We start from the raw sequence: 15,155 nt of genomic DNA, 5'->3' as shown, positions 1-15,155 counted from the left end.
CCCCTCTGGGAGAAGGTGCCCGAAGGGCGGATGAGGGTGCGCCCGGAGCGAATCAACACGCTCCGCCCGAACCCTCTCCCCAACCCCTCTCCCCCAGGGAGAGGGGCTTAAACCAAACGGAGTCACATCATGAAAAGCCACCTGCCCACCGCCGAACAGATCAGTCTGGACTGGAAGAACAACGCCCGTTGGACCGGCGTCCAGCGCAACTATTCCGCCGATGATGTGGTGCGCCTGCGCGGCACGGTGCAGATCGAGCATTCGCTGGCCCGCCGCGGCGCCGAGCGCCTGTGGAAATCGCTGCACAAGGAAGATTTCGTCAATGCCCTTGGGGCACTCACCGGCAACCAGGCGATGCAGCAGGTCAAGGCGGGCCTGCAGGCGATCTACCTGAGTGGCTGGCAGGTCGCCGCCGACGCCAACGTGGCCGGCGAGATGTATCCCGACCAGTCGCTGTATCCGGCCAATTCGGTGCCGCTGGTGGTCAAGCGCATCAACAACACCTTGCTGCGCGCCGATCAATTGAACCACGCCGAGGGCAACCACGACATCGACTGGCTGGTGCCGATCGTGGCCGATGCCGAGGCCGGCTTTGGTGGCGTGCTGAATGCGTTCGAGCTGATGAAGGCGATGATCGAAGCCGGCGCCGCCGGCGTGCATTTCGAGGACCAGCTGGCCTCGGTGAAGAAGTGCGGCCACATGGGCGGCAAGGTGCTGGTGCCCACCCGCGAGGCGATCGACAAGCTCAACGCCGCACGCCTTGCCGCGGATGTCGCCGGCGTGCCGACCCTGCTGGTCGCCCGCACCGACGCCGATGCCGCCGACCTGCTGACCTCGGACGTCGATGACAACGACAAGCCGTTCATCACCGGCGAGCGCACGGTCGAAGGCTTCTTCCGGGTCAAGCCCGGCCTGGACCAGGCGATCAGCCGCGGCCTTGCCTATGCGCCCTATGCCGACCTGATCTGGTGCGAGACCAGCAAGCCGAACCTGGAAGATGCGCGCCGCTTCGCCGAGGCGATCCACGCGAAGTTCCCGTGCAAGATGCTGGCCTACAACTGCTCGCCCAGCTTCAACTGGAAGAAGAACCTGGACGATGCCACCATCGCCCGCTTCCAGAAGGAACTCGGCGCGATGGGCTACAAATTCCAGTTCATCACCCTGGCCGGCTTCCACAGCCTCAACTACGGCATGTTTGACCTGGCCCACGGCTACGCCCGCCGCCAGATGAGCGCCTTCGTCGAACTGCAGGAAAAGGAATTCGCCGCCGGCGAGCGCGGCTTCACCGCAGTGAAGCACCAGCGCGAAGTGGGCACCGGCTATTTCGACGCCGTCACCCAGGCGATCCAGCAGGGCCAGTCGTCCACCACGGCGTTGACCGGGTCCACCGAGGAGGCGCAGTTCCGCCAAGCCGTGGCGTGAGAGCGGGGAGTGAGGGAAGAGGAGTGAGAAGTGAGAGAGAGCTGGCGATGTGCTTCGCACCTGCTTTCTTTCACTTCTCACTCCTCATTTCTCACTCCTGTTCTCCGGTACCAGTGCGATCACCGTCCAGCCAGCCTTCGGTTCCAGTTCGCGCTTGGTCGAAGCGACCCGCAAGGTGCCCTTCTCCTCGATGCCAAACATCAGCACGCTGCTTGAGCCGTACTGCTCGATGAAGTGTGGCCAGTCGAAGGTGGCGCTCAACCGGGTCGACTTGATCCGCCAGCCTTGTTCGAGCATTTCGGCAAAGCGGCCATGGGTCATCTCCTCGTCGAACAGCGGCGGCGCCAGCAGGCTGCCGGACAGCGCTGCACGATCGGTATTTTCCTGCGGGGTCAGGTTGCGCAGCCGGTACACCTTGTCGCGACCGAATTCCTGCCGGTAATGCACGCAGGCCAGTGAGTTGCGCTCACGATGGGTGGATACCGCCAACAGGCGACCGATGCCGGTGAGATCCAGATGGCGCTCGGCATGCGGCGAGGCCGGGTTGCCGAAGAACGTGATGAGCCCATCCATGCGTGCCAGGCGGATGCCATCCCAGTCGTCATCTGCCAGCACCACGCGAAAGCCGGCCTCGCTCAATACCTTGCCGATCGCCCGCGCCACTTCGTCGGAGCCGAAGACCAGCAGCCCACGCGGCTCCGGCTCGGCCACCTTCAGCCACAACGCCAGCGGTCGTGCGGTGGCACTCTGCAGCACCACCGTGCCGATGATCAGGATGAACACCAGCGGCACCAGCGCCCCGGCGCCGGTCACGCCTAGCGCATCGAGCCGCAGCGCAAACAGCGCCGACACCGAGGCGGCCACGATGCCACGCGGCGCCACCCAGCCGATCAAGGCCCGTTCGCGCCAACTCAGCCCGCTGCCCATGCTCGACAGCAATACGGTCAGCGGCCGCACAAGCAGTTGGGCAATCGCAAACAGCGCGATGCCCGCGCCAAGCATGCCGTCCGGCAGCGGCCAGTGCAGCCGCGCCGCCAACAGGATGAACAATAGCGACACCAGTACCGTGGTGAGGCTTTCCTTGAAGTCGAGGATGTCGTCGATATGCACACCGCGCATATTGCCCAGCGCGATGCCCATGATGGTCACTGCCAGCAATCCCGATTCATGCGTAATAACATTGGAGACGCTGAAGGCGAGTAGCACCGCGGCCAACACGGCGTAGTTCTGCAGGTATTCGGGAATCAGCTGCCGGCGCAGCAGGAAGCCGGTCAGCCATGCACTCAGCGCACCGGTCAGCGCGCCGCAGCCGATCGTGGCGACGAAGATGCCGATGGTGTGACCTTCCTGCCGCGACACGATCGCCTCGAAGATCAGCACCGCGAACAGCGCGCCCAGCGGGTCGATCACGATGCCTTCCCAACGCAGCGTGTTGGCGATGCGCGCGTTCGGCCGCAAGGTACGCAGCATCGGCGCGATCACCGTCGGGCCGGTCACGCAGGCCAACGCACCGAACAGCAGGGCAATCGGCCAGCTCAGTCCGGCCACGACATGTGCAGCCCAGGCCAGCAGCAGCAAGGTGGCCACCGCGCCATAACTGACCAGCCCGCGCACGGCCCGACCGATGCCCGGCAATTCATGAAAGCGCAAGGTCAGGCTGCCCTCGAACAGGATCAGTGCCACCGCAAGCGACACGACCGGGAACAGCAGATCGCCAAGCAGCTTGTCCGGGTCCAGCACACCGCTGACGGGACCGAGCACGATGCCGGCCAGCAACAGGAACACGATCGCCGGCAACCTGACCCGCCATGCCAGCCACTGCGCCAGGAAGCCGATCGTCAACATGCCGGCGAGCATCAGGCCGAGCTCGATAGTCATCGCAGTCCCTGGAAATATCAGGGCGCTATCGAAACACGCGACGGTATGAAAAGCGAGGAGCGAGTGGAGAAAGGCCAGGAGTGAGTCGAGAGGAGTGAGGAGTGAGAGAAATGCCAAAGCACGCCATGATCCGGCTCTCTCTCACTTCTCACTCCTTCCCACTCACTCCCGATTTCAAAACCGGCGGTATTGCAACGCCTCGGCCAGGTGCTCGCGTTCGAGCAGCGCCGCGCCACCATCCAGGTCGGCGATCGTGCGCGCTACCCGCAGCACGCGGTGATAGGCACGGGCGGACAGGCCAAGCCGTTCCAGCGCGCTCTCGAACCAGCGCCGCTCGGGCGCGCCCAGCGCGCAATCGCGCTCCAGTTCGCGCGTGCTGATCTCGGCATTCGGACGGCCTGCGCGCATCAGCGACTGCCGGCGTGCGCCGAGTACGCGCGCACGCACCGTGGCGGAATCCTCGTCACGCGCGTTGCGTGGCGTGCCCAGTTCGGCCAGCGGCACCGGTGGCACCTGCACGCACAGATCGATGCGATCCAGCAGCGGCCCGGAGATGCGCGACCGGTAGCGCTGGATCTGATCGGGCGTGCATTGGCAGCGCGGATCGCCGGCGTAGCCGCAAGGACAGGGATTCATCGCCGCGACCAGTTGGAACTGCGCGGGAAAGGTCGATTGCCGCGCCGCGCGCGAAATCACGATGTGACCCGATTCCATCGGCTCGCGCAGCACTTCCAGCACGTGCCGGCTGAACTCGGGCAGTTCGTCCAGGAACAGTACGCCGTTGTGCGCCAGCGAAATTTCGCCCGGGCGCGGGTACGAGCCACCGCCGACCAGGGCCACGGCGGATGCCGTGTGATGTGGCGCCCGGAACGGTCGGCGCCGCCAGCGCACCAGATCGGTGGTCTGCCCGGAAACCGACAACACCGCGCAAGTCTCCAGTGCCTCCGATTCGGACAGCGGTGGCAGGATGCCGGGCAGGCGTTCGGCCAGCATGGTCTTGCCCGTGCCGGGCGGACCCATCAGCAGCAGGTGGTGGCCCCCGACGGCGGAAATTTCCAGCGCCCGCCGTGCCTGCTGCTGGCCGCGCACGTCGGCCAGGTCGGGACCGTCGTGGGCACCACCATCGCTGGGAATGCCGACTGGCATGGACAGTTCGTGGGCGCCACGCAGCCAACCGCAGACCTCGGCCAGGGTCTCGGCGACCCGCACATCCACGTCCGGCACCAGCGCCGCCTCGGCGGCGTTCTCGCGCGGCACCACCACGCGGCGACCACGCGCCCGCGCGCGCAGCAGCGCCGGCAGGACGCCGGAAATGCTGCGCAACGAACCGGTCAGAGCCAGTTCGCCGAGGAATTCGCAATCGTCCAGTTTCTCGCGCGGCACCTGACCGCTGGCGGCGAGGATGCCCAGCGCAATCGACAGGTCGAAGCGGCCGCCATCCTTCGGCAACTCGGCAGGTGCCAGGTTCACCGTGACCCGGCGATTGGGGTATTCGAACGCGGTGTTCTGGATCGCCACGCGCACGCGATCGCGCGCCTCGCGCACCGCAGCTTCGGGCAGGCCGACGATATTGGTACTGGGCAGGCCGCCGGAGAGGTGCACCTCGACCATCACCTGCGGTGCAGCGATGCCTTCCTGCGCACGACTGAGGGTGACGGCGAGACTCATGCGACCCTGGTCGGGTGGCGCATGAGGCATGGCGCGCTGACAGGCACAAACATCGCGCGACTCCATCAGCGACGCTGGATAAATAACCGCCTCCGATCGTTCTCGGGGTGAGGGTGACGGATCGGAGGCGGCTCCCGGGAGGTGGTTACTGCTGGCTGCCGCGGGTAATCGCGACGGCCTCGAGTTCGGCCACACGCTGCTCCAACTCGTCGACCTTGGCGCGGGTGCGCGCCAGCACCTGCACTTGGACGTCGAATTCTTCGCGGGTGACCAGGTCGAGGCGGCGCAGTCCCTGCACCAGAACGTCCTGGAAGTTGGCTCGCAAATCCTGTTGCGCCTGTGCCAACCCTGGCGGCACCAACGACACAAGCCGCAGGGCAATCTGATCGATATCCTGCTTGTCCATCATGGACAGCGCCTCGCACTCGTCGGGTTTGATACTAGGTGAAGGGAAAAGGTTGCCGCCATCGGTATGCTCCGCCAAAAACTGTAGGGATTGTCCTACACCGCTGCCGATCAGGCGACAACGCCGCGCTGGACGGGCAGAATGTTGTTTCGCGGTGGCGTCATGCCGATGCCTGCCGAATCGAGGGATGCTTCATGAAACTGGTCGTGGCGGTCATCAAGCCGTTCAAACTGGACGATGTGCGCGAGGCGCTCGCCGAAGTCGGTGTGCAAGGCATCACGGTGACCGAGGTGAAGGGTTTCGGCCGCCAGAAGGGCCATACCGAGCTTTATCGCGGTGCCGAATATGTGGTCGACTTCCTGCCGAAGATCAAGCTGGAGGTGGCCGTGGCCGACGACCAGCTCGACCGCGTGCTTGAAGCGATCCAGGCGTCCGCCCGCACTGGCAAGATCGGCGACGGCAAGATCTTCGTCAGCGCGCTGGAGCAGGTCATCCGCATCCGCACCGGTGAACTGGACAACGACGCGCTGTAGCCGCGCCAGCGCCCAGCAAAAGCAGTCACGGCTACACAAGTGCTTGGGTTGATCTTTGCCCGGCCACCCGATATGTTGTGCCCGTCGGTGCCCGACCCGATGCGACATCGGCCGGGCTTGAAAGGGAATCCGGTGTAATTCCGGAACTGCCCCGCAGCGGTAAAGCGGAAACGAAAGCACCCACATGCACTGGCCCTCCGTGGCTGGGAAGCGGGAGCAAGTAGGCGGATCGCAAGATCCATGTCCGCAAGTCCGAAGACCTGCCGGCACATCGGGACGAACGTGTCCCGGTGCGTAGTGACGGCTTTCGCGGGGAGGCACGTTGCAGTGCAGTAGGCCGCATGGCGCCTGCATTGTGACCCGTTCCCGGAATCCATCGCTTCAGGCCCTGCGCGCGGGAGCAGGTGTTTGATGTCCATGCCGGGAGCTACCAGCCATGCAACCCCTCGATACCGCAGAACGCGAGCGCACCATCGCGCGCGTCGATTCACCCATCACTGAAGCGGTCGCACCGTCCTCGCCCGAAACCGCTTTCAGGCTAACCCCGCCACACAACCCCAGCCAGATGCGCGTGACCAAGCGCAACGGCGGCCAGGAAACCGTCGACGTCAACAAGATCGTGCGCGCGGTGACCCGCAGCAGCGAAGGCCTGCATGGCGTCGACCCGCTGCGCGTGGCGTTGAAGACCATCGGCGGCCTGTACGACGGCGCCACCACCCAGGAGCTGGACCAGCTTTCCATCCGCACCGCTGCTGCACTTACGGCTGAAGAGCCGGAGTACGGCCAGCTCGCCGCACGCCTGCTCGGTGCCTATATCGACAAGGAAGTGAGCGGCCAGGAAATCCAGAGTTTCTCGCAGTCGATCGCGCGCGGCGCGGAACTGGGCATCCTCAACGCGCGCCTGCGCGACTTCGTCGCCATCAACGCACGCAAGTTGAACGACGCGATCGATCCGCTCGCCACCCGCCGCTTCGAATACTTCGGCCTGCGTACGGTGTACGACCGTTACCTGCTGCGCCATCCGCAGCTGCGCTTCGTGATCGAGACGCCGCAGCATTTCTTCATGCGCATCGCCTGCGCGCTCGGCGGCAACGAGATCGGCGAAACGCTGGAACTCTACCGACTGCTGTCCTCGCTGGAATACATCGCCAGCTCGCCTACGCTGTTCAACGCCGGTACCGCACACGAGCAGCTCAGCTCGTGCTACCTGCTCGACTCGCCGCTCGACTCGCTGGAGTCGATCTATGACAAGTACGCCGACGTCGCCAAGCTCAGCAAGTTCGCCGGCGGCATCGGCCTGGCTTATTCGCGGGTGCGTTCGCGCGGCTCGCTAATCAAGGGCACCAACGGCCATTCCAACGGCTTGCTGCCATGGCTGAAGACGCTGGATGCCTCGGTCGCGGCGGTGAACCAGGGTGGCAAACGCAAGGGTGCAGCCTGCGTCTATCTCGAATCGTGGCACGCCGACATCGAGGATTTCCTCGCGCTGCGCGACAACACCGGCGATGACGCGCGTCGCGCGCACAACCTCAATATCGCGAACTGGATTCCCGACGAATTCATGCGCCGCGTCGAAAGCGATGGCGACTGGTCACTGTTCGATCCGAAGGTCATGCCGCATCTGGTCGACAACTGGGGCGAAACCTTCGATCGTGCCTATCGCGAAGCCGAGGCGAACGGCCTCGCCGTGAAGACGGTGAAGGCACGCGAATTGTATGCCCGCATGATGCGCACGCTGGCGCAGACCGGCAACGGCTGGATGACGTTCAAGGATCGCTGCAACGCCACCAGCAACCAGACTGCCCATCCCGACAATGTGATCCACCTGTCCAACCTGTGCACCGAGATCCTCGAAGTGAGCTCGGCCAGCGAGACGGCCGTGTGCAACCTGGGCTCGGTGAATCTGGCGCGGCACGTGGTCCGCGCCGCCGATGAAAGCTACGCGTTCGATTTCGAACAGCTCGCCTCGACCGTGCGTACCGCCGTGCGCCAGCTCAACCGCGTGATCGACCTCAACTTCTACCCGATCGACACCGCGCGCACCGCCAACATGAAGTGGCGTCCGGTCGGTCTCGGCGTGATGGGTCTGCAGGACGTGTTCTTCAAACTGCGCCTGCCATTCGATTCAACCGAAGCGCTGGCACTGTCCACCCGCATCGCCGAGGAGATCTATTTCCACGCGCTGTCGATGTCGACCGAACTGGCCGCGGCCGAAGGCGCCCATCCGGGCTTCGCCAAGAGCCGTGCCGCGAACGGCGAACTGCAGTTCGACTACTGGCCGAGTGCCACGCCACAAGACAGTGCGCGCTGGGAGGCACTGCGCGAACGCATCAAGCAACACGGCCTGCGCAACTCGCTACTGATCGCGATTGCCCCGACCGCGACGATCGCCTCGATCGCCGGCTGCTACGAGTGCATCGAGCCGCAGGTCAGCAACCTGTTCAAGCGTGAGACGCTGTCGGGCGATTTCCTTCAGGTCAATCGTTACCTCGCCGACGAACTGAAGACACTCGGCTTGTGGACTTCTGAAATCCGCGACGCGATCAAGCTGGCGGAAGGTTCGATCCAGGGTATCGGCGCGATTCCGGAACGACTGCGCGCGATCTATCGCACGGTGTGGGAGCTGCCGCAGAAGGCACTGATCGAACTCGGTGCCGCGCGTGGCGCCTATATCGACCAGAGCCAGTCGCTGAACCTGTTCATGGAAAACCCGAACATCGGCCAGCTCAGCTCGATGTACATGTACGCGTGGAAGGCCGGCATCAAGACCACCTACTACCTGCGCTCGCGCCCAGCCACCAAGATCACCAAGACCACCGTGTCGACGGACAAGACCGTGCTGGTCGTGGATCAGGCGCAGGCCAATGCCGCGGTGTTCTGCTCGCTGGAAAATCCCGAGTACTGCGAAGCCTGCCAGTAACCCTGTCTGTAGGAGCGCACCCTGTGCGCGAATCGCATTGCCGTGACGCCCATCGCGCACAGGGTGCGCTCCTACAAATCTTCTTGAGGTAACCCATGTCCACTCAACCCATCCGCAACGCTCACATCCTCGACCCGGGCTTCGAGCTCACCCTGCGCCCGATGCGCTATCCCGGTTTCTACGAGATGTACCGCAACGCGATCAAGAACACCTGGACGGTCGAGGAAGTGGATTTCTCGATGGACACGGCGGACCTCTCGTCGAAGATGTCCGCCGCCGATCGCCACCTGATCCATCGCCTGGTGGCGTTCTTCGCCACCGGCGACACCATCGTGTCGAACAACCTGGTGCTGAACCTATATCAGCACATCAATTCGCCCGAAGCGCGCATGTACCTATCGCGCCAGCTGTACGAGGAAGCGCTGCACGTGCAGTTCTACCTCACCCTGCTCGACACCTACATCCCTGATCCGGCCGAGCGCAACAAGGCGTTCGCGGCGATCGAGAACATCCCCTCGATTCGTGCCAAGGGCGAGTTCTGCTTCAAATGGATCGACTCGGTGCAGGACCTGCGCCGCCTGGAGACGCGCGAGCAGCGGCGGCAGTTCCTGCTCAACCTGATCTGCTTCGCCGCCTGCATCGAAGGCCTGTTCTTCTACGCCGCGTTCGCCTACGTCTACTACCTGCGCTCGCGCGGTCTGCTGCACGGCCTCGCCGCGGGCACCAACTGGGTGTTCCGCGACGAGAGCGGTCACATGGCGTTCGCATTCGATGTCGTGCGCACGGTGCGCGAGCAGGAGCCCGAACTGTTTGACGACGCCATGCGCGCGCAGGTCGAGCAGATGATGGAAGACGCGATCGCCTGCGAAACCCTGTTCGCCGAGGACGTGCTTTCCGGCGGCGTGGTCGGCCTGTCGGTGAAGGACATGCGCCAGTACCTAGAATACTGCGCCGACCAGCGCCTCGCCCAGCTCGACATGCCGAAGAAGTACGGCGCGAAGAACCCGTTCGACTTCATGGACCTGCAGGACGTGCAGGAGGTGACCAACTTCTTCGAACGCCGCGTCTCCGCGTATCAGGTTGGCGTGCAGGGCGAGGTGGCGTTCGACATGGCGTTCTGAGTCCAGAGCCACCCACAGGCGCGCTGGCTCACGGAATACCGCACCTCTCCCGGCCGGTTATATTGCCACGGCCGGGGGCCATTTGGTTGTCACAAAAACAGGTCTAGAATCCCGGCTTGGCTCGAAGGTCGTCGGCTGTTCACCGCTGCTGCCCGTCGACTGTCAACGGGGAATACATCGATGATCCGGTTCATGGGGCAAGGTGTCGGATGGATTTCTCGTGCGAGGGGGAGCCCCGTACCGTCACCACATCAAGGATCTTTCGATGACAAATTCAATCCGCATGCGGGCACTGCCGCTCGCCATCGCCGCACTGCTGGTGATGGCGCCCCTCGCGGCGCAGAACATCACCACCTCCGGTGTCAACGGCCGCGTGCTGGACGCCCAGGGTCAGCCGGTCGCCGGCGCCACGGTGACCATCCTGCACGAACCCTCCGGCACCTCCAAGACGGTGACCACGGATGCCGATGGCCGCTACGCGGCGCAAGGCCTGCGCGTCGGTGGCCCGTTTGAAATCAGCGTCAGCAAGGCCGGTATCGCCACCGCCGAGCAGGACAACGTCTACCTGCAACTTGGCCAGCCTTCCTCGATCAACCTGAGCATGGGCGCCAGTGCGCAGAGCGCGAAGAATCTGGCCGGCGTCACCGTGAGCGCCTCGTCGCTGGCGCAGACGTTCTCGTCGGAGAACAAGGGCCTGTCGACCAATATCTCGCAGCGCCAGCTGCAGGCCACGCCGCAGGGTAACCGCTCGATCGACGACGTAGCCCGACTGGATCCGCGCATCACCGTGCTCGACCAGGGCGTCGGCGCGATCTCCGCCAACGGCATGAACAACCGCTACAACAACATCAGCGTCGATGGCGTGACCCAGGGCGATCCGTTCGGCCTCAACGCCAACGGCCTGCCGTACCAGAAGGCACCGATCTCGCCGGAGACGATCGCCGAATACAACATCTCCACCGCCAACTTCGACGTCATTTCCGACACCGTCGGCGCCGACATCAACGCGGTGACCAAGTCGGGCACCAACCAGTTCCACGGCTCGGTCTATTACGCCTATCGCAACGCGCGCAAGCTGGTCGGCGATGCCGGCTGGCTGCCCAGCAGCGACCACGGCTACAACTACCACGGCTATGGGAAAGACTGGACCGGTGGCTTCAACGTCGGCGGCCCGATCGTGAAGGACAAGCTGTTCTTCTTCGTCTCCGCCGAGCACGAGAAGACCACCGGCATCGGCGCCGACTCGGCCAACGGCCTGGACAACACCCTTGGCCAGGGCCCCTCGACCAGCGGCAAGGTTTCGCCGGGCGACCTGCAGAAAGTGATCGACGCGGCCACGCAGCTCGGCCTCACCCCGGGCAATTTCGGCGGCCCCACCGGGCTGACCTACGACGACAAGCGCTACCTTGGCAAGATCGACTGGAACATCAGCAACAACCACCGTGCCAGCTTCACCTACCAGAACACCAAGGAACTGCTGCCCGCCGTCGGCGGCAACGGCCCGAGCAGCGTCGGCCTGAGCAGTTACACCTACACCAAGACGATCACCACCAACAACTACGTCGCCCACGTATTCGACGACTGGACCGACAACTTCTCCACCGAGGCGAAGGTCGGTTTCCAGAAGTACGTACAGGACACCGCCGCGCCGTTCCAGCAGCCCGCGGTGAACGTGAACCTGTCGCCGAATGGCGTGGGGCCGTCGGTCAACCTCGGTGAGGAACAATTCCGTCATTACAACCACATCGACACCAAGAAGCTCAGCGTCTTCCTTGCCGGCACCTATTACCTCGGCGATCACACGATCAAGGGCGGAATCGACTACCAGCGCAACAAGATCTACAATCTGTTCGGTCAGACCGAGTTCGGCCAGTACAACTTCTGGGGCATTGCCAACTTCCTCGCCGGCAACTACAACAAGTACGTGCTGTATCACCCGGCGCCGGGCTACACCCTGGCCGACATTGCCGCCAAGTGGACCTACAGCCAGTACAGCCCGTTCCTGCAGGACACCTGGCAGGTCAACAGCCAGCTGTCAGTGCAATACGGCGTGCGCGTGGACATTCCCCACTCCAGCACCAAGCCGGTATACAACGCCGCCTTCGAGCAGGTGTTCGGCTATCCGAACAACAACACGGTGGGCTCCCGCAATCGGGTGGTCGAGCCGCGGCTCTCGTTCAACTACTCGTTCGACAGCGATTACAAGACCCAACTGCGCGGTGGCGTCGGCCTGTTCCAGACCTCGCCGCCGACGGTGTGGATGACCAACCCGTTCCAGAACAACGGCGTCACCCTCTCCTCGTATACCTCGTTCAATCCGGCCAGCGCCCCGTTCAGCCCGGACCCGTTCAACCAGAACATTCCCGCGGGCGGCGGCGCCGGCTCGATCGACACCATCGCCAGGAACTTCCGCCTGCCTACGGTGTGGAAGGCCAGTCTGGCGCTGGATCGCGAACTGCCGTGGTGGGGCCTGATCGCCTCGGCCGAATACGAACACATCAAGGTACGCGACGGCATTCTCTACCAGGTGGTGAACTACGGCGCACCGACCGGCACGTTGCCGGACGGTCGCCTGCAGTTCTGGAAGACGCCAGGCGAGGCGCCCAAGTCGATCGATGCGCTGGCCAACCAGAACCATGCCTTCAGCACCGCATCGACCCTGCTCACGAATACCCACAAGGGCAAGTCGGACAGCTTCACCATGGCGCTGAGCAAGCCGTTCTCGGACAGCTTCTCGGGCAATCTCAGCCTGACCTTCAACCACGCCACCGAAGTCGACCCTGGCACCGACACCATCGCCTACAACGGCTACCAGCGCGTGGCACGACTGAACCCGAACGCCGATGTCGCGGCCACCTCGAACTACAGCATCGCCAAGAGCTTCAAGGCCTCGCTGACCTGGCAGCACAACTTCTTCGGCGACTACCGCAGCCAGGTGTCGATGTTCTACAACGGTCGCACCGGCAATCCCTACACCTGGGTATTCAGCAACGATGCTAACGGCGACAGCGTCGTCGGCTGGGATCCGGCCTATATTCCGGCGACCAACGATCCGAAGGTGGCCTATGCGGCGGGCACCAGTGCGCAGGTGATCCAGCAGTTCCAGGACTTCCTCGCCAGCGACAGTTACCTGCGCGATCACCGCGGCCAGATCGCCAGCCGCAACGGTGCACGCACCGGATGGGTCAACTCGCTCGACATGAGCTTCTCGCAGGAAGTACCGGGCATCTTCAAGGGCAACAAGGGCGAGCTGCGGCTGGACGTGTACAACTTCCTCAACCTGCTCGACAAGAACTGGGGCGAGGTGCTCAACACCGGCCTGTACCCGACCCGCAACTTGGCCAGCTACGCCGGCGTGAATGCGCAGGGCCAGTATGTGTACTCGTTGCCCACCGACAAGAACGGCAACTACCAGCCGCAGCAGCTGGCCTACTACGACGGTGGTTTCTACGATCCCAGCCGGGTGGTCTCACGCTGGTCGGCAATGCTGACGCTGCGTTATTCGTTCTGAATGATTCGTTGATCCCGCACGACATGTGAAAGCCGGCGCCCCAGTGGCGCCGGCTTTTTTGTGTATTCACTCTGCGGCGTGGGCACCGTTACCGACGACCTATTGACTACAGGTGTAGTCAAGGCGTACCGTGACTACACCTGTAGTCATGAAATACTCCGGTCATGCCCAAACCCTCCATCGGCGATCAGGAGCTTGCGCTCCTTCACTACCTGTCCGAAAACGGCGGCGCCTCCGTCGGCGAAGTCGCCAGCGGCTTCGGCGAGCCGCGCGGGCTGGCCCGCTCGACCGTGCTGACCATGATGGAACGCCTGCGCGGCAAGGGTTATCTGAAGCGCCGGCAATTGCGCGGCATGTTCCGCTACAACACCGCGACCGGGCCGAAGGAGGCGATGCGCAGCGCGGTGGGCAGCTTCGTCGAGAAGACGCTCAGCGGCTCGGTCTCGCCGTTCGTCGCGTGGATGTCCGAGCATGCCGAGGTCAGCGAGACCGAGCTGGCCGAACTCGAGGCGCTGGTCGCGCAACTGCAGACCCGGCGCAAGGAGTCGTGAGATGGAATCGCTGACTGCCCTGCTCGATACCCTGCTGATCCGGCTGGCGTGGACTTCGGCCCAGGCCGTGCTGCTGATCGGTACCGTCTGGCTGATCGGCCGCCTGCTGCCGCAACTGCCGTCGGCATTGCGCTGCACGCTGTGGTGGCTGGTCGGCCTGCAGCTGCTCCTCGGGCTGTGCTGGAGCTCGCCACTGCAACTGCGCGTGCTGGCACCGGCAGTGCCGATCGCGACCGTTGCGCAAGACCATGCTGTCTTGCCGGCCACTGCCATCACGGGAGCCCTGCCCGTGCTCCACGTGGCATCCATACCGGTCCAGTCATTGCCGACCGCGTGGTATGCGCAGTGGCGACTGATCCTGATTTCGCTGTGGCTGGCCGCCGTGCTCGTGCAGTTGCTCATCGCAGGCCGGCATTGGCGCGACGCTCGCCGCATGTTGCGCGATTCACAATCTTTGACCGATGATTCGCTGCGCGCGGTGTGCGCGGAACAGGTACGCAAACTGGGTTTACGCCGTCAGCCGCAACTGCGTGTTTCCACGGCGATCCGTTCGCCGCAAGTCACCGGCCTGTGGCGCACGACCGTGTTGCTGCCGGCTGATCAGCACCTGACACTGACCGAATCGTCGATGGCGCTGGCTCACGAGCTGGCACATCTGCGCCGCGGTGACCTGTGGCTTGGCTGGATACCGGCGGTCGCACAACGACTGTTCTTCTTTCATCCACTGGTGGCGTGGGCGGTGCGCGAGTACGCGCTGAGCCGCGAGGCCGCCTGCGATGCGCAGGTACTGCAGCAGACCGGCACGATGCCGCAGGCCTACGGCCAGCTGCTGTTGCGCCTGGGCGTATCCCACCCGATGCATGCCGGTCTCGCCGGTGCGTCCCCCACGTTCCAGAACCTGAAGAGGCGACTGACCATGCTCCAGCATTTCGACCCCGTTTCCCGCCGGCACCTGCGTGGATGGCTGCTGGTGGCGCTGGTCGCCGTGGCCGGCGTCTTGCCCTATCGCGTCACCGCGGCCAGCAGCAAGCACGACAGCGCTGCCTTGCCCGCGGCAAACGCCTCCGCGCTGACGCCGCTGGCTCCCCTGCCGCCAGCGCCACCCATGAATGCGCCGGCGCCACCCGCACCACCTGCACCGCTAC

General features: G+C 64.2%; 10 protein-coding genes and 1 riboswitch. Of the genes, 7 read left to right on the top strand and 3 right to left on the bottom strand.

The window, feature by feature from the left end; translation table 11 throughout:
- Positions 1-129: 129 nt before the first annotated feature.
- Positions 130-1,422, top strand: a complete 1,293-nt coding sequence (gene aceA, locus B0E47_RS06435) for an isocitrate lyase (RefSeq protein WP_077513196.1) — start codon at positions 130-132, stop codon at positions 1,420-1,422.
- Between the two features lie 84 nt (positions 1,423-1,506).
- Here the strand turns inward: aceA and B0E47_RS06430 are convergent, their stop codons facing one another.
- From B0E47_RS06430 to B0E47_RS06420, 3 genes are all read right to left on the bottom strand, one after another.
- Entirely contained in the window at positions 1,507-3,300 is a 1,794-nt protein-coding gene (locus B0E47_RS06430) for a sodium:proton antiporter (RefSeq protein WP_077513195.1), read from the bottom strand.
- 174 nt (positions 3,301-3,474) lie between these two features.
- On the bottom strand, positions 3,475-4,968 hold the full coding sequence (locus B0E47_RS06425; RefSeq protein ID WP_077513194.1) for a YifB family Mg chelatase-like AAA ATPase: 1,494 nt from the start codon (positions 4,966-4,968) through the stop codon (positions 3,475-3,477).
- Between the two features lie 145 nt (positions 4,969-5,113).
- A complete protein-coding gene (locus tag B0E47_RS06420) occupies positions 5,114-5,377 on the bottom strand; it encodes an accessory factor UbiK family protein (protein WP_077513193.1) in 264 nt (87 codons plus the stop codon).
- 191 nt (positions 5,378-5,568) lie between these two features.
- Here B0E47_RS06420 and glnK point away from each other — a divergent pair, with 191 nt between their 5' ends.
- From glnK to B0E47_RS06390, 6 genes are all read left to right on the top strand, one after another.
- Positions 5,569-5,907 (top strand): P-II family nitrogen regulator, encoded by a 339-nt coding sequence (gene glnK / locus B0E47_RS06415; protein ID WP_077513192.1) that lies wholly within the window; start codon positions 5,569-5,571, stop codon positions 5,905-5,907.
- Positions 5,908-5,975: 68 nt separating this feature from the next.
- Positions 5,976-6,190, top strand: a riboswitch (cobalamin riboswitch).
- A gap of 153 nt (positions 6,191-6,343) precedes the next feature.
- A complete protein-coding gene (locus B0E47_RS06410) occupies positions 6,344-8,827 on the top strand; it encodes a ribonucleoside-diphosphate reductase subunit alpha (RefSeq protein WP_077513191.1) in 2,484 nt (827 codons plus the stop codon).
- 95 nt (positions 8,828-8,922) lie between these two features.
- Entirely contained in the window at positions 8,923-9,948 is a 1,026-nt protein-coding gene (locus B0E47_RS06405; protein WP_077513190.1) for a ribonucleotide-diphosphate reductase subunit beta, read from the top strand.
- 265 nt (positions 9,949-10,213) lie between these two features.
- Positions 10,214-13,459 carry a carboxypeptidase regulatory-like domain-containing protein gene (locus B0E47_RS06400; RefSeq protein WP_077513189.1) on the top strand — a complete coding sequence of 1,082 codons (3,246 nt, stop codon included), beginning with the start codon at positions 10,214-10,216 and terminating at the stop codon, positions 13,457-13,459.
- Between the two features lie 164 nt (positions 13,460-13,623).
- Entirely contained in the window at positions 13,624-14,010 is a 387-nt protein-coding gene (locus B0E47_RS06395) for a BlaI/MecI/CopY family transcriptional regulator (protein ID WP_077513188.1), read from the top strand.
- A 1-nt stretch (position 14,011) separates the two neighbouring features.
- On the top strand, positions 14,012-15,155 hold a 1,144-nt coding region (locus B0E47_RS06390), incomplete at its 3' end, for a M56 family metallopeptidase (protein ID WP_139351374.1).

It is taken from the genome of Rhodanobacter sp. B05 (assembly GCF_002001085.1).
GTDB lineage: Bacteria > Pseudomonadota > Gammaproteobacteria > Xanthomonadales > Rhodanobacteraceae > Rhodanobacter.
Note: the sequence above shows the minus strand (reverse complement) of the source record. Positions and strands in the feature narration are given on the sequence as shown.